Origin of the sequence: Acinetobacter legionensis, assembly GCF_048551735.1 — a bacterium.
GTDB lineage: Bacteria > Pseudomonadota > Gammaproteobacteria > Pseudomonadales > Moraxellaceae > Acinetobacter.
Genome location: NZ_JBIMBV010000009.1, coordinates 82,100 through 99,149 on the forward strand (window position 1 = coordinate 82,100; position 17,050 = coordinate 99,149).

Below are 17,050 nucleotides of genomic sequence, written 5' to 3' on the forward strand. Positions count from 1 at the left end.
AAAAATTCAAGCATTAGTATCTTTTAAGCCTTTAGTCTTATTTTTTTTATGAATATATGTTTTAATACCACCACTTTTTTTCATACTTAAATTTGAATGTAGTATCCCTTCATTCAGATTATTATTTGTACACAAAATTGTACATATTTTAGATAGGCCTCACCATGACCCAAGTGAACGCACCAGAATTCGTTCGTCATCCCAAGCTCATTGCATGGGTTGAAGAAATTGCTAAATTAACTAAACCTGCAAAAATTGAATGGTGTGACGGAAGCGAAGAAGAGAATCAACGTTACATCGACTTGATGATCGCTAACGGCACTATGCAAGCGTTGAACCAAGAAAAACATCCTGGTTCTTATTTAGCGAATTCTGATCCGTCTGACGTAGCGCGTGTTGAAGGTCGTACATACATCTGCTCTGAAAAACAAGAAGATGCTGGTGCGACAAACAACTGGGAAGCTCCTGCTGAGATGCGTACTCGCCTTAACGGTTTGTTTGATGGTGCAATGCAAGGACGTACAATGTACGTGGTTCCATTCTCTATGGGGCCCTTAGGTTCTCACATTGCTCACATCGGTATCGAAATTACAGATTCTCCTTATGTTGCTGTAAGTATGCGTAAAATGGCTCGTATGGGTAAAGCTGTTTATGATGTACTGGGTACAGATGGCGATTATGTTCCTTGCGTACATACTGTTGGCGCTCCGTTGGCTGAAGGTCAAAAAGATGTTGCATGGCCTTGTAACCCTGAAAAATATATCGTGCATTATCCAGAAACTCGTGAGATCTGGTCTTACGGTTCAGGATACGGCGGTAACGCATTATTGGGTAAAAAATGCCTTGCTTTACGTATTGCATCATCTATGGGTCGTCAACAAGGCTGGTTAGCTGAACACATGTTGATCCTTGGTGTGACCAATCCACAAGGTGAGAAACATTACATTGCAGCGGCATTCCCATCTGCATGTGGTAAAACCAACTTCGCGATGTTGATTCCACCAGCGGGTTATGAAGGTTGGAAAATTGAAACTGTAGGTGACGATATTGCTTGGATCAAGCCAGGTGAAGATGGTCGCTTATATGCAATCAACCCTGAAGCTGGTTTCTTTGGTGTAGCACCTGGTACAAACATCAAAACAAATCCAAACTGCATGGCGACACTTCACAAAGATGTCATCTATACAAACGTTGCTGTAACAAATGACGGTGACGTATGGTGGGAAGGTCTAACCAAAGAAGCGCCTGCTAATTTAACCAACTGGAAAGGCCAACCACATGTTGCTGGTGAAAAAGCAGCGCATCCAAATGCTCGCTTCACAGTTGCAGCGGGTCAATGCCCTTCTATTGATGCTGACTGGGAAAATCCAGCTGGCGTACCAATTTCTGCATTCATCTTCGGTGGTCGTCGCGCAGATACAGTACCTTTAATCTCAGAAGCTTTTGACTGGGTTGATGGTGTTTATAAAGCAGCAACAATGGGTTCTGAAACAACTGCAGCTGCAGTAGGTCAACAAGGTGTTGTACGCCGTGACCCATTTGCCATGCTTCCATTTGCTGGCTACAACATGGCTGACTATTTCTCTCATTGGTTAGAAATGGGCGAAGAAGTTGGTGCTAAAGCAAAAGCTGCGGGCAATAAACTTCCAGGTATTTATAACGTAAACTGGTTCCGTCGTGATGCTGAAGGCAACTTTGTTTGGCCTGGTTTTGGTCAAAACATGCGTGTGCTTGAGTGGATCATTGACCGTTGTGAAGGTCGTGCTGAAGCAGTAGAAACACCAATTGGTTTTGTTCCAACCTATGAGCAATTGAACTGGACAGGTTCTGACTTCACTAAAGACCAATTTAATCTTGTGACTTCTCAAGACAAAGATCAGTGGATCAAAGAAATTGAAAGCCACACTGAGTTATTTGATAAACTTGGTGAACGTTTACCAGCTGCACTTAAAACTCGTCAAAATGAGCTTTTAGAAGCTGTTAAGAAATCTGCTTAGTCCTCTGATTAAGTGATACAAAAAGACCGCCATATAGCGGTCTTTTTGTTATTAAAGTGATTCTTTTCACTTTATTGTTTAGATATTCATTACAATTATGTAATAAAAATATAAATGATTACTATTTCCATATACAAAATTCATATTTTCTCTATAATTCAAACATTCATTATTTTATTGATTTTTTTTAATCATGATTGAAAATATTATTTATTCGGCAAAAGTGATTAGAGCCAAATTTGTCTCAGATAGACGCTATCTCACCAAAAGATTTATTGCTAAATTGGGTTATACCCCGAACTTTGATCAGCCTAAAAGTTTCAATGAAAAAGTCACCGCCAGAATGATCTATGAAAGAGTACCCTTACATACAAAATTGGCGGATAAATTTGCAGTACGAGAAATCATTTCAGATAAAATTTGTTGTTCCCATTTCGTTCCACTGATTGGCGTATATAAATGCTTTGAGGAAATTGACTTTAATCAACTTCCCAACAAGTTTGTTTTAAAATGCAATCATGACAGTGGCAGTGCGATTGTCTGTAACGATAAAGCGCAATTTGATATCAAAAAAGCGCAGCACAAACTCAATCACCACCTTAAACAAAATATGTATTTTAGAAAACGAGAATGGCATTACAAAGATATTGTTCCTTTAATTTTGGCCGAACAACATATTGATTTATTTACTGATCAAAACAATAAGTTCACAATTACAACATGTCGTGTTCATTGTTTTGAAGGTCAGCCTCGATATCTCGAAGTCGATGTACAAGATAGCAAAGGTATAGATTATTCAAATATGTATGACACATCTTGGATTCTGCAACCCTTTACCGTTGATCTAAAAAACAATACGCCAAGCTGTTTAGCACGACCGCAAAAATTAAATAAAATGCTTCAATTGTCAGAAGATCTTTGTTTTAAATATGGTTATAGCCGAATTGATTTCTTATTATCTCAAGACGATGTTTTCTTCAGTGAGATTACCTTAACCCCCAATGCAGGTCGTATGGTCATCACCCCAAGTGAGTGGGATGAAAAATTAGGCGCTTTATGGCTAACTGACTAAACCGAGCAAAAAGGCCGACGAGTTCGGTCTTTTTTATGATTTAATCTAATCATTCAATGATCTAAAAATAAGCGTAATGACACCTATTAAAAACATCACCACAGCTCAACCTTATCTAACATTGTTACCTGACCATGAAGTCGTCTTCGCCCCTTCAAGTCTATTTCTAGCACAGCATTTACTTCCGCTTATTTCATTTGATTTATCCGCAATAAATACTGCATGGCAAGGAAAAATTCATTTGCTGAATGCTATTGAACCTTATGAAGGCTATATCGGAAGTGATACCACAGAATTTTCAGATACTTTTGCCAATGAAAATTGGTTCAATATGCAATTAAATCAACAAAATCAATATGAATGGTTAGTAAACAAAAGATATTTTGCTTTAGAAAATCCTGATTGCGAGGCTGATCTAAAAACCCATCACAAAGAAATGCATGAAGATTACTTGCAGCTTAAACAGCGCTTTGCCGAAACTGGAAAAATCATTTCAACATCACGCATTGAATATCAAAATAATTCTCCAACAACCTTGCTTGACCAATTAGGCGGCGAATGTGGCGGTGGAAACTGGACTTATCCGATTGATCAACATTTTGATTTACGCTACATCAACGCAGACCGTGATGATGAAGAAGTTCATATTTCTGATCGCGATAGCAATCGTTATTATTTTATTGCAGCTGTTGCAGGTTGGGAATATTGTTCACATGGTGCAGATTCGATTTTATTGTATTACCAACCTGAAACCCGACGCGTTTTATATACCTTTGATTGGTCATAACACATCCTCAGCAAAGCAATATACTTCCATTTTTGCTTAGGCAACATTTCTCTGTACGCGGCGTTCATGCAATTCAAGCAAATATTCATCCAGTACTTGAATTTCAGTTTCTGTAAATTTTAAATATAACTTGGTACGGCGCTTTAAAATATCCTGACTGGTGATCGCCCACTCATGATCAACCAAATAATCAACCTCTTGGGCATATAAACCATGTCCAAAATCTTGACCAAGTTCATGAACAGATGTCGAATGATTTAAAAATTTCCATGTATAGGTTCCATAGGCATGTGCCCAGCGGCTTGAAGTTTCATGATTAAGCCCTTTGATTTTATTTTGAATTTCTAAAACTAACCCATCAACAGAGATTAAATTCTCAGCACCTGGCAACAAGGATTTTCCAGTCCAAGGTTTTCCAGCTTTAGGGAAAAACTTCTGCAAATGCTCCATTGCAGATTCAGCCAAGCGTCTATAGGTGGTTAACTTCCCACCAAACACAGAAAGTAATGGTGCATCATTTTCATGATCTTGCGATAAAGCCAAAGTGTAATCACGGGTAATTGCTGCTGGATTATCAGACTCATCATCACACAACGGGCGTACCCCTGAGAATGTCTGAATAATATCGGCTTGAGTTAGTTGCACTTTAAAATGATCATTGGATACATCAAGCAGATAATCAATCTCTTGCTGACTAATTTCAACATTATTCGGATCTGCTAAATATTCACGGTCAGTTGTGCCAATCATGGTGTATTGATTGAGATAAGGAATTGCAAACACGATACGTTGATCATCATTTTGCATAATAAAGGCTTTATCACCGTCATAGATTTTCGGCACAATAATATGACTGCCTTGAATTAAACGAATCCCATATTGTGATTTTAACTGAAGCTCTTGCTTAATGAATTGTGCAACCCAAGGTCCTGCAGCATTGACCAAAGCCTTCGCTTGTATGTGATAAATACCCTGTTCATTTTCAAACTGAATAGTCCACAAGCCATGTTCTCGTTGTGCTGAAATACAACGTGTTTGGGTCACCACAGTGGCATTTTTCTCACGTGCTTGCATTGCATTTAAAATCACTAAGCGTGAATCATCTACAGCACAATCTGAGTATTCAAAACCCCGTTTGAACGCTGTTTTTAGTGGGCTGGTATTAGGGTCAAACTCAACCAAATGTGAACCTGCAAGCTTCTCTCTTTTACCCAAATGATCATATAAAAACAGACCCGTACGAATCAGCCAAGCAGGACGTAAATGAGGCTGATGTGGCATGATAAAACGCATAGGGCGAATGATATGTGGTGCCTTTGCTAGTAAGACTTCTCGCTCCGCTAAAGCCTCTCGGACTAAACGAAATTCTTTATGTTCCAAATAACGCAGACCACCATGAATCAACTTGCTGCTTGCAGACGAAGTATGGCTGGCTAAATCATCTTTTTCACACAAGAACACAGATAAACCACGCCCAGCAGCATCATTGGCAATACCAACACCATTTATTCCACCACCAATTACAGCAATATCATAGTAAGCTTGTTGCTCATTGATTTGTGTCATAAACGCCACCACCTTTGATCATTTGCATATATTCACAATCATTTTTGAAAATATATTTTCATTTGTTTTCATTTAAGAAAATAATAGATAGTTTTTTAATCAATGTCTATCAAAAAATGATCAATTTCACGTTTATCATGTTTTCACTATGGGTTTAAAACTTAGCCTAAACCACAGTTAAAGCTACTTCTGCTGCATGAATTTGTTTTAAATAATTTTCAGTGGGGGTTTTATTGGTAAAAAGCCGATCTATTTCAGAAAGATGGCCTAAGCGCATCATTGCATGGCGACCGAACTTGCTCTCATCTGCTGCTAAAAATACCTGCCGAGCACCTAGAATAATTTCTTGCGAGACTGACACTTCTTGAAAATCGAAATCGAGCATCGTTCCATCTTCATCAATTCCACTGATACCAATCAAGGCATAATCAACTTTAAACTGCTTAAAAAATTCGGAGGTGGCTTGCCCAATCACGCCTCCATCAGGGCGCACTTTCCCACTGGCGATCAGCACTTCAAAATCATCGTTAATACTCAAAATTTTTGCCACATTTAAATTATTGGTAATCACTTTTAAACCGCGATGTTGCAATAAAGCATGGGCAATAGCTTCGGTCGTTGTACCAATATTGATAAACAAAGATGCATGATCTGGAATTGCTTTTGCAACAGCTGTTGCAATGCGCTGTTTTGCAGCTAAATTATGGCTGATCCGTTGACTATATGCTGTATTGGTAACGCTTGAGTCTACTGCAGCACCACCGTGATAACGACGTAATAGTCCGGCATCTGCCAATTGATTGATATCTCGCCGTACAGTTTGCGGGGTAACTGCAAAATGCTGTGCAATCTCATCAATACTGATGTAGCCCCGAGCCTTAACCAATGCTAATGTTTGCTGTTGTCGAATCATTAAGTCCATAGATGTGAAACCTTATTGTTTTATTTTCAAAAATGAACATTTAGCTACTATAAATAGCATGACTACTTACTGTACGACTAGATTAAATTCTTAAATTCATCCAACTCAGCTTACTAAATTGTTTATATTCCATACATTTAGACGCAAATAAATAGGCTTTAACTTTGAGATAAATTCTTATAATTTATAAAATATTTAAAATTAAATGCCTGTTTTAAAAAAATATTCATTTATTTATAGAATTTCTCATCTTGGAACAATAATGAGCTCTCAACACAGCTAAGACCAAAGTCTAATAAGGTCTGCTTTCATTCAAGCGTATAACGACCATTGTAATTATTTGTATCCCCTCGTCATACTTACTTAAATTCTCTCTGTTTGATTTTCTTCTTTGATTTTCATCCAAAATGAAAGTTAAACAGGCTGTATTTTGCATATTCTTTTGGAGAATTGCCTTGTCCAATTCATCTCCTCAAGCTGCCACTTCGCAACTTGATAGAAAAACTCGTTTCAAATCTATACTAGGTGGCTCAGCTGGTAATTTAGTCGAATGGTATGATTGGTATGTATATGCCGCATTTACCCTCTATTTTGCGCCTGTGTTCTTTCCTGAAGGTAATGAAACCGTCAAACTTCTCCAAGCTGCTGCAGTTTTCGCTTTAGGCTTTTTAATGCGTCCGATCGGTGCATGGATCATGGGCATTTATGCTGACCGTAAAGGTCGCAAAGCCGGCTTAACACTTTCTGTTTCATTGATGTGTATTGGCTCATTAATCATTGCTTGTGCGCCATCTTATGATTCAGTTGGGATGTTTGCTCCTGCACTGCTTTTATTTGCGCGTTTATTACAAGGTTTAAGTGTTGGTGGTGAGTATGGCTCAAGTGCCACCTATTTAACTGAAATGGCGGGTAAAAATCATCGTGGCTTTTTCTCAAGTTTCCAATATGTTACTCTGATCTCAGGTCAATTACTTGCACTCTGCGTACTGATTATCCTGCAACATAATCTTTCTGAAGAATCCTTACATGCTTGGGGATGGCGTGTTCCTTTCTTTATTGGTGCATTACTCGCAATTGTTGTGTTCTGGATTCGTCGTGGTCTCGTTGAAACAGAATCATCTAAACAAGCGCAACAACAAGCAAAAAATGGCGGTGAAACATCTGGTGCTTTGGCTTTATTCACCAAGTATCCTAAACAAGCATTTACAGTGATTATGCTAACTGCGGGCGGCACCTTAGCTTTCAATACATTTACGACTTATTTACAAAAATATTTAGTTAACACTTCTGGCTTTGAAAAAACCACCGCAACTGAAATTACCACAGCCGCAATCTTTATTTTTATGTTGATTCAGCCTGCAGTGGGTGCACTTTCTGACAAAATTGGTCGTAAACCGATTATGATCACTTTTGGTGTACTCGGTGTGTTATTTACCGTTCCTATTTTCAATAGTTTAGGCTCGACAACGGATCCTAAAACGGCTTTCTTCTTATGTATGAGTGGTATGGTCATTGTAACTGGATATACAGCCATTAATGCGGTTGTAAAAGCTGAATTATTTCCACCGCATATTCGTGCTTTAGGTGTAGCCTTACCTTATGCACTTGCCAACACTGTGTTTGGTGGTACGGCTGAATTAGTTGCGTTAAGCTTTAAAAATGCTGGGCATGAAAACTATTTCTTCTATTACATTACCTTTATGATCAGTTTATCTCTAATCACCTATGTTTTTATGAAAGATAGCAAAAAACATAGCCTGATTACGGATGATTAATTCAAACTATAGTTTGCAATCTAATTCATTTAAAACAGCTTTTTTATTTACATGAAAAAGCTGTTTTATTTACGCAATTCACTTATCGTGAAAATTGCAAAGCTATGGCATACTAAAAATAATTCAAAAAGCTAGGACTTTAAAAGATGAAAAAAATCACTTATGCAGGTTTAGGATTAATCGTTTTAGCTTTATCTGCATGTCAAACAACCCCTCGTCAATACAATGGCGTAACAGGTTATCAGATTGAAAATCAAACAGCAGATAGTGCAACACTGGCATACACCCTTTCAGGTCGTGCAGATCGTGATTTGGATGCTGATAAATTACAGCGTGCATGTCAAAAAGTTTTGGGTGCAAACAAAAACTATAAAATTTCTGTATTAAGCACCAATGAAATTATCAATCCGCAAATAGCAAAAGATCAGGCTGGCGTTCAACTTGGACATAGCCGTACATCATTTGGGCTTTCTAATACACCAAGTCTAAATAACAGTGAAGATTATGCAACACGCCAAGCATTAGATACCCGTCCAAGCACTTTACATGTTGTACGTTATACCTGTTCTTGATTTTAGATAGGTGTAAATCACAGAATAAAATAAGACGCTGTCATAGCGTCTTATAAAAACTCACATTTCTGAATTCTTTGGCTTCATCTAAATCAGGCCAAGTGGTGGCGCTTCGTTCATCCAATTTTTGGTAATTTGGATGACTAAAGTTTTTCACTCGGCTATCTGCCACCCATACTTCTGTTGAAAATTTTAAAAACTCATCTAAAAAGAAACGGTTAGATTGATCATATAAAACATCTGCTGCTAATAAGACATCAACCTGTTCTGATTTATATAAATCATCTAGATATTCAAGCTCTACATCATTAAGCAAAGCATTTTCGCGACAAGCATCCAAACTAATTGGGTCGATATCGCAACAGATGACACGTTTTGCACCTGCCATTTTGGCTGCAATTGCAACGACGCCTGATCCAGCACCAAAATCCAGCACTATTTTATCTTTTACATGCTGTGGCTCTGCAATCAGCCATTGTGCCATTGCTAAACCTGAAGCCCAGCAAAAAATCCAATACGGTGTATCATTCCAAATACGGCGAATCACCTCATCATCCAAACGATCTGTTGGAAAAACAGGTGGAATCAACCATAACGAAATTGGGCTTTCAGGCAACTGCTGCGCCAATAATTCGCATTGAGGAATTACTTCATGCAAAGCATCAAGTAAATGTTGTGGGGCTTTAGGAAATTGATAAGTACAGCTCATGCAAAATATGACCAAAATTATTATTTTGATATTGAGGAAATACAGCTTCTTCCTCATATTCGATAGACAATAACGTCATGTGCTAAGGTTTGAGACAATACTTCTTATTGAATCTCAAATATAAATACTTAAAAGTACATCTTAAACGCGTTAAGCCAATGACAATGTTGCCTACTTTTACTGAAAAATAAATATCGCTGTGTAAATGTAGGCTAGATTTAAGCACAGTGAATGCATGGCTTTCACTGTGCTCAGAATAAATTAGAACTTAAGTTAACGCCTTTTCAGCAGCTTCCACAGTTTGACGAATCAACGTTGTGATCGTCATCGGGCCTACGCCACCTGGAACTGGCGTATAAGCTGCAGCTACCTCTTCAATACCAACCAATTGGATATCACCCACACCACCACCTTCACGAGGATGGAAACCGGCATCAACCACAACAGCACCTTGCTTAATCCAGTCTTTTTGGATTAATTCAGCTTTACCGACTGCACCAACAACAATATCCGCTTGTTTTATCAATTCAGCAAGATTTTGTGTGCGAGAATGACAGATTGTAACTGTTGCATTGGCTTGAAGTAGCATCATTGCCATCGGTTTACCTAAAATAGCCGAACGCCCCACCACAACAGCATGTTTGCCCGCGATTTCAATCGTATTTTCTTCAAGAATTGTCATGATACCTGCAGGTGTTGCCGAACCATAAGCAACCTCACCCATTGCCATACGGCCGAAACCTAAGCAAGTTACGCCATCTACATCTTTCTCAAGTGAAATGGCATCAAAACAAGCACGCTCATCAATTTGTTCAGGCACAGGATGTTGTAGCAAAATCCCGTGAACATCAGGATTGTCGTTTAATTTTTCAATTTCAGCTAACAATTGTTCAGTCGTGGTTTCTTTACCTAACTCTACTTTTAAAGAATCCATACCAACACGACGGCAAGCATTTCCTTTCATGCGTACGTATGTCGCAGATGCACCATCATCACCCACTAAAATAGTCGCTAAAATTGGGGTACGACCTGTTTTTGCTTTTATAGCTTCAACACGAGTCAACAAGTCTGCTTCAATTTGTTTCGCTAATGCGCGACCATCCAATACCAATGCCACGGCACATCTCCAAAGTAGATATGAATCAATTTTGCAAATAATACATGATTATTTAGACAATTTTCTTCCATATGCTGAATTTATGTGCATATGCATGAATTATAGTATTGTTTTTTTTTCAAAGATTGCTAATATGTGCATCACCAAGACATGGCGGGGTGGCAGAGTGGTCATGCAGCGGACTGCAACTCCGTGTACGCCGGTTCGATTCCGACCTCCGCCTCCAATCTTGTAAAGCCCGAGTGGTGAAATCGGTAGACACAGGGGATTTAAAATCCCCCGCCCACAAAGCGTGCCAGTTCGAGTCTGGCCTCGGGCACCATTTTAATTCTTGTTAAAATGGTGCAATAAAGAACCCAGCGATAAGCTGGTTTTTTTATGCCTAAAATTTTATATTGTTTTTTATGTTAATATCCAAAGTGAAATTTAGATAAGCGAAGCCTATATGATTCAAAACAAGCAAGTTTCCCTCTATTTAAATCAATTACAACAACAATACCCACAAGCATTTAAGCGCAACTTTCTATTTTATAGTCAAATTAAAACCAAAGGGCTTTTAGATGAAGCAAAGGAGTTTATTCCTTGGATTTTGTCGATTATGATTTTTTGCAGCATCTACTTTAGTTTAGGTCAGTATATTGCAAATCATTTTCCTAAATTCGATAGCTTTCAAGCCAATGGCATTGCCGCTTTAGCGATTATGTTATTTTTTATGATTATTGTTCCCATCATTATCAAACAAATAAAACACAGTTCGACTCATTTATACCAACAACTCAATAATATTCCGCTTAAGCTTGCGGTACTGATCGTCCTCCAAGCACTCAATCTTTATTTTATAGAAAGTACCCTGTTGCAAGGTCTGTTATTTTTCTTTGCAATGAGCTTTGGTTTTGTCAAATTTTATAAAGAAAATTTATTTAGAGATAGCACCAAAGACACCGAATATTATCAATTACAACAAATTCGAAAAACCTGTTTATGGGCTTATAAACAGGCTAAAAAAGCAAAATTCAAAATGCGATTCTTGACTAAAGATTCTGAGAAATATCAATTTTATCAAAAGCGTTTAGTGAAGTTTTTAGAGTTACATTTAGAACTATTAAAATATGAAAATGAAATGTGTAAAACCTATAAATATGAAGATTTAGATGCCTATATGGACAGTATGATGTAATCCATCTATCACGTTAAAAAGCCGAGCGATCTAAACTCGGCTTTTTTAGGCTAGAAAATTTATGCACTTTTCTGAATGGTCTTTACATCAACCAAATTGTTATTTAAAACCACTTGATGGGCACGAGCCGTATCCACTGAATAGGTTTTTTCCTTGATGTGATTTACGAAAATCCAATCCGCTTGCACTTGCTGTGCTGTAAAGCTGACTTTTAAGTAACCACGCTGATTTAAATTGGTGTAATTCAATTCATCAATGAGCGTGGTGAATGCCATTTCAAATTGTTGTAGCTGTGCCAAAGGAATACTTAAATACTTTTCCATCCCTGGTGAAGAGACCGAACTGGTTGCCAATTCAACCCCAACAAAATCACCCGTTTGAGTATGCAAGTCAGCAGACCATGCATTATGCGTATCCCCAGCCAACACTACAACTTTCTTATTTAATGCTTTGAGTGTGCCATATAAAATTTCACGTTCTACATAGTAGCCATCCCAAGCATCCAAATTATAGGGTGCAACTGTGGTCACACGGGCTTTTTCTGCAGCAGTTAATGTTGGATCACCACCTTTCAAACGGACTTTTAAAGTAACTAACTCGATGATCTGTTGATTCATTTTTGCTAAAGTTTCGGCAGTAACATTTCCACTGGTAATTGCAGATAATGACAATAGCAATTCTGCAGGAATTAACATTTTTGCCATCAAAACTTGCTGCCCCAACACATTCCAAGTTGCTGTAGATTGTGCCAGTTTCTTTTGTAGCCACTCACGCTGGGTATACCCCATCAGTGTACGCGTAGTACTGGTTAAATCTGTCTGAAATTTAGCAATATCTAAACCAGAAGCCGTCATATAGTTGGCATAATTGAGTTGTTTGTCGCGTGCCAAAATACGCGTATCCAACATAGTTAATTGTACCAATGAACCAAAGTCAAACTGGCGATAAATATTTAAATGATCTGTTGCAGATACAGGACGAATCGGCATCCATTCAAAATAAGCCTGTAAAGCTGCCAATTTACGGTCTAAGAAATTTCCCTCATTGGCTTGATGATTCTCTGCACCCTCTTTCCATGCATCGTTTGCCAGTTCATGGTCGTCCCAAATCACGATAAAAGGATGTCGTGCATGCGCAGCCTGTAGATCGTTGTCAGTATGGTAAAGAGCATAACGCTTACGGTAATCGTCCAACTTGATAATTTCTTTATCATTGTCTGCAGCCAGTGTACGACCCAGCCTTACCGCTTCTTCTGTGGCATATCCATCTTTACCATATTCATAGATGTAATCCCCCAAATGGATAATCGCATCGACCTCTTGTTTTGCCATTTCTTTATATACATAAAAATAGCCAGCAGGATAATTTGAACATGAACACACCGCAAACTGCACAGAACTGGCAGTTTCAGGTAATGTTTTGGTACGTCCTACTGGCGAAATCACCGAACCAAATTTAAAACGATAATAATAAGTTTGCCCAGACTTAAGCTTGTCTGCATCGACCTTAACAGTAAAATCCTGAGCTGATGCTGTTTGTACTTTTCCAGTATTGATCACTTGAGTAAATTTATCGTCTGTGGCAATTTCCCAAACCACTTCTAAACGCAAAGACGTATCCTGTGGCGTAATACGTGTCCACAAAATCACACGATCTTTTAACGGGTCTCCACTGGCAACACCATGCAAAAATTCAACTTTTATTGTAGGAGATGTTGAATCGTTATTATCACTGCCACAAGCAGTCAACGACACTGGTATAGATAATGCCCCAAAACTGGCTAATGACTTTTGAATAAGTTCACGGCGTGAAATTGAGTTTGGCATTGAAGTTGATTTCCTCTAAGTTTTTTTATCCAATCAATTTAAAGGCTTAATATTTCGCTTTAATCTCAAATTGATGAAAAAATCATGACAAAATACTCATTTAACGGCTTAAAATGCTTTATTTTCAAACATAAGCACATGAATTGATTGAAAAGAAAGCAAATCGACATAAATACGCTTGCCAAGAGAAAAACTGTCCTTTATTATTGCGCACATGCCCGAGTGGTGAAATCGGTAGACACAGGGGATTTAAAATCCCCCGCCCACAAAGCGTGCCAGTTCGAGTCTGGCCTCGGGCACCATTTTAAGTCTTATTAAAATGGTGCAATAAAGAACCCAGCGATAAGCTGGTTTTTTTATGCCTTAAATTTGTAAATCAACTATAAATTGCTAATTTAAAATATAACTCAAAGTTCAATACATCTTGCTAAAAAGCGTGATAGCTCAGTAATATTTTTCTGGTTATTTTTCATTAAAAACCCTATAATACGTTAAATTTACATTAATTATTAATATTTTCATAAACTTAATTAAACCAAACCCATGTCTAAAATTACTACTGAAACTCAAAAAGCCGCCCCTATATTTCCTCGATTATTCGCATTTATCATCGACTGTATTACCGTCGGCGTAGCCTGTTTAGTGACGGGCAAAATACTGTACCCCTATTTTGAAAATTCTCCTTTTATTTTCCAATGTATAGGCACGCTCCTCTGTCTATTTTATTTTGCTGCTTTTAACAGTCAGATAGGAAATGGTAAAACCATTGGGAAAATCCTTTGTAAAATTAGGGTAAAAGACTTAAATGGTGCTTCAATTCCATTTGTGCGCTCTCTAGTTAGATCAAGCATCTTTATCATTCCATTTTGCTTTGCAGGTTATTTACAAACATATTCAACTCAGCATCTTTTACTCAGTCTGCTTGTGGCTTTTTTTCAAAGTATCGTTTTTGCCTGCTTCTATTTGGCAATTTTTAATGGAAATAGCCAACAATCTCTTCACGATCTACTCAGTGAAACTCAAATACTCAGAAACGCTCAATCCAATATTCCACGTCAAGCTGTATGGAATATTCATTACTACATCATTGCGCTGCTAACAATTGTTATTTTTTCCGTCAATTTATGGGGTTATTTCCAAACCAAAGCAATGTCAACCAATGATTTTACTTTAATCTCCCATGACATTAAAAATGCTCAAGTTGAAAGTCGTCATACCTTCATCGGAGAGGCTGAATCCACAAATCAGGTTTTAATTTTAAATGTAAATCAGCCAGATTATCTGGATAACATTGATAGCGCTGAAACATTGCTAGAAAAAATTGATCGACAACACGCTGAAGTTTTAACGCAATACAACATCAATCAGGTGCAATTTAACTTTTCTTATCAATTTGGTTTGGCGAAATTATCAAAAACAACACTTTATGATTATAAAAAGACACATAAAAGTAGCCTAACCTATATTGGAGATAGTACGGGATTGAACCTTGGTTTTTAACAAAACCAAGTCCCATTTGTAAAGTTTAAATCTGGAAGATAAAAAAAGACCACGTTTTTGGAAACGTGGTCTATAAAAATGGTGGCTATGACGGGACTTGAACCTGTGACCCCCGCATTATGAGTGCGGTGCTCTAACCAACTGAGCTACATAGCCTAAAACTGTGCGCGCATTATCTGCTGTAAACAATATTACGTCAAGCACTAATTAAAATAAAATTCATCGAAGTGAGCCGATAAGCCGGGTTCTGTCTAGAACGATCATTCCTCTAGGCGCATGATCACTCATACGCTCAAGCGACCTACCCGGATCCAGCATGGGCCATGCCTATAGGATCCCTATTTGGTCTTGCTTCCGGTGGGGTTTACCATGCCATGAACTGTTACCAGCCATGCGGTGCGCTCTTACCGCACCCTTTCACCCTTACCTTCCATTTCTCCGAAAAGAAACGATATTGAAGGCGGTCTACTCTCTGCTGCACTTTCCGTCGGTTCACACCGCCCAGGCGTTACCTGGCACCTTGCCCTATGAAGCCCGGACTTTCCTCCCCTGCTTCAATCACGGAGATCTCCACAGCAGCGATCGTCTGGCTCACTTCGGGGCGTATCCTAACAAATTTCTTGGCTAATTGCTTGCGCTTTTTTGAGCAATTAGTTTTTTATACTTTTCCATCAAATCTTCTTGGCTCTCTACATGGTTCGGATCGAGCGGAATACAGTCGACTGGACAGAAAAGCGCGCACTGTGGTTGATCAAAATGCCCAACGCATTCTGTACATAGGTTCGGATGGATTTCATAAATCTCCTCCCCCATAAAAATGGCATCATTTGGACATACAGGCTCGCATACATCACAATTGATACATTCATCAGTGATAATTAAAGACACACTACCAACCTTGTTGATGTTTACGATGGAAGGCTTCGACAACGCATTGAGGAACAAACTTTGCCACATCACCTTTCAATCGTGCTATTTCTCGAACCATCGTCGAAGAAATAAATGAAAATTGCTCTGATGGTGTTAAAAATACTGTTTCAAAATCATGATCAAGCTGACGATTCATATTCGCAAGTTGAAATTCGTATTCGAAATCTGAAACAGCCCTTAAGCCACGTAACACTGCTGTAGCATGTTGTTCACGTGCAAAATTTACCAATAACCCATCAAAACCGACAAACTCAACATTGGGTAAATGTTTGAGGGATATCTTTGCTAACTCTACACGTTCTTCCAAACTAAAGACTGGGTTTTTATGATGTCCAATTGCAATTGCGACCACAACTTCATCAAACATTCTTGAAGCACGTGCGACTAAGTCAACATGGCCATTGGTAATTGGATCAAAAGTTCCTGGATAGATGACACGAGTTTTAGACATCCATTTGTACTCTAGTTTGTTATGTAGGGCTATAGTTTATCAAAAACTTAAATATTAGCGAATAACCTCTTTTGATTTAGCTTGGGGTTTAATTGTGAAATGACTTCACCTGAAGCCAAGTTTGAGGCAAAATAAGGCTATTCTTGGAATATTTGTATTATGTCGAAAAACATTGTCGTTAAAAAAAATAATAGTGGGACGATTGCACAAAATAAACGTGCACGCCACGATTATTTTATTGAAGAAAAATTTGAAGCTGGGCTTTCTTTACAGGGTTGGGAAGTCAAGTCATTACGTGCTGGACGGATGACCATTACTGAAAGCTATATCACTTTTAAAAATAACGAGGCATTTCTCTTCGGTGCTCAAATTCAACCTTTACTTTCAGCATCTACTCATGTAGTCCCTGAAGCAACACGCACGCGTAAACTGTTGCTCTCGCGTCGTGAACTTGAAAAGTTACTTGGTGCTGTCAATCAAAAAGGTTATACCTGTGTCCCTTTAGCATGTTACTGGAAAGGTCATTTGGCAAAACTGGAGATTGCTTTGGTAAAAGGTAAGCAGTTACATGACAAACGTGCAACTGAAAAAGATCGTGATTGGCAACGTGATAAATCGCGAATCATGCATAAATAATGCCTTATTAATA

15 protein-coding genes, 4 tRNA genes and 1 other RNA gene are annotated in these 17,050 nt (G+C 38.3%); 11 read left to right on the forward strand and 9 right to left on the reverse strand.

The features are described 5' to 3' along the window. Positions 1-164 precede the first annotated feature (164 nt). From ACG9ZL_RS09940 to ACG9ZL_RS09950, 3 genes are all read left to right on the forward strand, one after another. Positions 165-1,997, forward strand: a complete 1,833-nt coding sequence (locus ACG9ZL_RS09940) for a phosphoenolpyruvate carboxykinase (GTP) (RefSeq protein ID WP_336952722.1) — start codon at positions 165-167, stop codon at positions 1,995-1,997. Between the two features lie 193 nt (positions 1,998-2,190). Next, positions 2,191-3,069 carry an ATP-grasp fold amidoligase family protein gene (locus tag ACG9ZL_RS09945; protein WP_336952724.1) on the forward strand — a complete coding sequence of 293 codons (879 nt, stop codon included), beginning with the start codon at positions 2,191-2,193 and terminating at the stop codon, positions 3,067-3,069. Positions 3,070-3,145: 76 nt separating this feature from the next. After that, positions 3,146-3,856 (forward strand): phospholipase D-like domain-containing protein, encoded by a 711-nt coding sequence (locus ACG9ZL_RS09950; protein WP_419359898.1) that lies wholly within the window; start codon positions 3,146-3,148, stop codon positions 3,854-3,856. Positions 3,857-3,892: 36 nt separating this feature from the next. Here the strand turns inward: ACG9ZL_RS09950 and glpD are convergent, their stop codons facing one another. Next, positions 3,893-5,422 carry a glycerol-3-phosphate dehydrogenase gene (gene glpD, locus ACG9ZL_RS09955; RefSeq protein ID WP_419359900.1) on the reverse strand — a complete coding sequence of 510 codons (1,530 nt, stop codon included), beginning with the start codon at positions 5,420-5,422 and terminating at the stop codon, positions 3,893-3,895. Between the two features lie 166 nt (positions 5,423-5,588). Then, entirely contained in the window at positions 5,589-6,344 is a 756-nt protein-coding gene (locus ACG9ZL_RS09960; protein WP_336952728.1) for a DeoR/GlpR family DNA-binding transcription regulator, read from the reverse strand. Positions 6,345-6,799: 455 nt separating this feature from the next. On the opposite strand from ACG9ZL_RS09960, the gene ACG9ZL_RS09965 reads away from it, so the two are divergent. Then, a complete protein-coding gene (locus tag ACG9ZL_RS09965) occupies positions 6,800-8,119 on the forward strand; it encodes an MFS transporter (protein ID WP_336952729.1) in 1,320 nt (439 codons plus the stop codon). A gap of 146 nt (positions 8,120-8,265) precedes the next feature. After that, entirely contained in the window at positions 8,266-8,691 is a 426-nt protein-coding gene (locus ACG9ZL_RS09970; protein WP_336952731.1) for a hypothetical protein, read from the forward strand. 40 nt (positions 8,692-8,731) lie between these two features. On the opposite strand, the gene ACG9ZL_RS09975 is transcribed toward ACG9ZL_RS09970, so the two are convergent. Continuing rightward, a complete protein-coding gene (locus ACG9ZL_RS09975) occupies positions 8,732-9,400 on the reverse strand; it encodes a class I SAM-dependent methyltransferase (RefSeq protein WP_336952733.1) in 669 nt (222 codons plus the stop codon). Positions 9,401-9,668: 268 nt separating this feature from the next. Continuing rightward, positions 9,669-10,517, reverse strand: coding sequence for a bifunctional methylenetetrahydrofolate dehydrogenase/methenyltetrahydrofolate cyclohydrolase FolD (folD, locus tag ACG9ZL_RS09980; protein ID WP_419359903.1), 849 nt, complete (start codon positions 10,515-10,517; stop codon positions 9,669-9,671). 152 nt (positions 10,518-10,669) lie between these two features. On the opposite strand from folD, the gene ACG9ZL_RS09985 reads away from it, so the two are divergent. From ACG9ZL_RS09985 to ACG9ZL_RS09995, 3 genes are all read left to right on the forward strand, one after another. Next, a tRNA-Cys gene (locus ACG9ZL_RS09985) sits at positions 10,670-10,743 on the forward strand. Between the two features lie 10 nt (positions 10,744-10,753). Next, positions 10,754-10,839: transfer RNA gene (locus ACG9ZL_RS09990), tRNA-Leu, on the forward strand. 123 nt (positions 10,840-10,962) lie between these two features. Continuing rightward, positions 10,963-11,694, forward strand: coding sequence for a hypothetical protein (locus ACG9ZL_RS09995; protein WP_336952736.1), 732 nt, complete (start codon positions 10,963-10,965; stop codon positions 11,692-11,694). Between the two features lie 59 nt (positions 11,695-11,753). On the opposite strand, the gene ACG9ZL_RS10000 is transcribed toward ACG9ZL_RS09995, so the two are convergent. Then, a complete protein-coding gene (locus ACG9ZL_RS10000; RefSeq protein WP_419359905.1) occupies positions 11,754-13,520 on the reverse strand; it encodes an alkaline phosphatase D family protein in 1,767 nt (588 codons plus the stop codon). A gap of 216 nt (positions 13,521-13,736) precedes the next feature. Between ACG9ZL_RS10000 and ACG9ZL_RS10005 the strand changes: the two genes are divergently transcribed. Both ACG9ZL_RS10005 and ACG9ZL_RS10010 read left to right on the forward strand, forming a co-directional pair. Beyond that, a tRNA-Leu gene (locus ACG9ZL_RS10005) sits at positions 13,737-13,822 on the forward strand. 241 nt (positions 13,823-14,063) lie between these two features. Continuing rightward, complete coding sequence (locus ACG9ZL_RS10010; protein WP_419359906.1) at positions 14,064-15,020, forward strand: RDD family protein; 957 nt, start codon at positions 14,064-14,066, stop codon at positions 15,018-15,020. A 79-nt stretch (positions 15,021-15,099) separates the two neighbouring features. Here the strand turns inward: ACG9ZL_RS10010 and ACG9ZL_RS10015 are convergent. From ACG9ZL_RS10015 to coaD, 4 genes are all read right to left on the reverse strand, one after another. Further along, a tRNA-Met gene (locus ACG9ZL_RS10015) sits at positions 15,100-15,176 on the reverse strand. A gap of 64 nt (positions 15,177-15,240) precedes the next feature. Then, positions 15,241-15,618, reverse strand: an RNA gene (gene rnpB, locus ACG9ZL_RS10020) — RNase P RNA component class A. A gap of 26 nt (positions 15,619-15,644) precedes the next feature. Next, positions 15,645-15,908, reverse strand: a complete 264-nt coding sequence (locus ACG9ZL_RS10025) for a YfhL family 4Fe-4S dicluster ferredoxin (RefSeq protein ID WP_336952742.1) — start codon at positions 15,906-15,908, stop codon at positions 15,645-15,647. Position 15,909: 1 nt separating this feature from the next. Beyond that, on the reverse strand, positions 15,910-16,401 hold the full coding sequence (gene coaD, locus ACG9ZL_RS10030) for a pantetheine-phosphate adenylyltransferase (RefSeq protein ID WP_004722475.1): 492 nt from the start codon (positions 16,399-16,401) through the stop codon (positions 15,910-15,912). Between the two features lie 159 nt (positions 16,402-16,560). Between coaD and smpB the strand changes: the two genes are divergently transcribed. After that, complete coding sequence (smpB, locus tag ACG9ZL_RS10035; RefSeq protein WP_004722477.1) at positions 16,561-17,037, forward strand: SsrA-binding protein SmpB; 477 nt, start codon at positions 16,561-16,563, stop codon at positions 17,035-17,037. The last annotated feature ends 13 nt before the right edge of the window (positions 17,038-17,050 follow it).

Bases quoted from the DNA above. Each gene is read 5' to 3' on its own strand.
- smpB (WP_004722477.1), top strand. From the start codon at position 16,561: ATGTCGAAAAACATTGTCGTTAAAAAAAATAATAGTGGGACGATTGCA.
- ACG9ZL_RS09940 (WP_336952722.1), top strand. From the start codon at position 165: ATGACCCAAGTGAACGCACCAGAATTCGTTCGTCATCCCAAGCTCATT.
- ACG9ZL_RS10000 (WP_419359905.1), bottom strand. From the start codon at position 13,520: ATGCCAAACTCAATTTCACGCCGTGAACTTATTCAAAAGTCATTAGCC.
- ACG9ZL_RS09975 (WP_336952733.1), bottom strand. From the start codon at position 9,400: ATGAGCTGTACTTATCAATTTCCTAAAGCCCCACAACATTTACTTGAT.
- ACG9ZL_RS09950 (WP_419359898.1), top strand. From the start codon at position 3,146: ATGACACCTATTAAAAACATCACCACAGCTCAACCTTATCTAACATTG.
- ACG9ZL_RS10010 (WP_419359906.1), top strand. From the start codon at position 14,064: ATGTCTAAAATTACTACTGAAACTCAAAAAGCCGCCCCTATATTTCCT.
- ACG9ZL_RS09960 (WP_336952728.1), bottom strand. From the start codon at position 6,344: ATGGACTTAATGATTCGACAACAGCAAACATTAGCATTGGTTAAGGCT.
- glpD (WP_419359900.1), bottom strand. From the start codon at position 5,422: ATGACACAAATCAATGAGCAACAAGCTTACTATGATATTGCTGTAATT.
- ACG9ZL_RS09995 (WP_336952736.1), top strand. From the start codon at position 10,963: ATGATTCAAAACAAGCAAGTTTCCCTCTATTTAAATCAATTACAACAA.
- coaD (WP_004722475.1), bottom strand. From the start codon at position 16,401: ATGTCTAAAACTCGTGTCATCTATCCAGGAACTTTTGATCCAATTACC.
- ACG9ZL_RS09970 (WP_336952731.1), top strand. From the start codon at position 8,266: ATGAAAAAAATCACTTATGCAGGTTTAGGATTAATCGTTTTAGCTTTA.
- ACG9ZL_RS09945 (WP_336952724.1), top strand. From the start codon at position 2,191: ATGATTGAAAATATTATTTATTCGGCAAAAGTGATTAGAGCCAAATTT.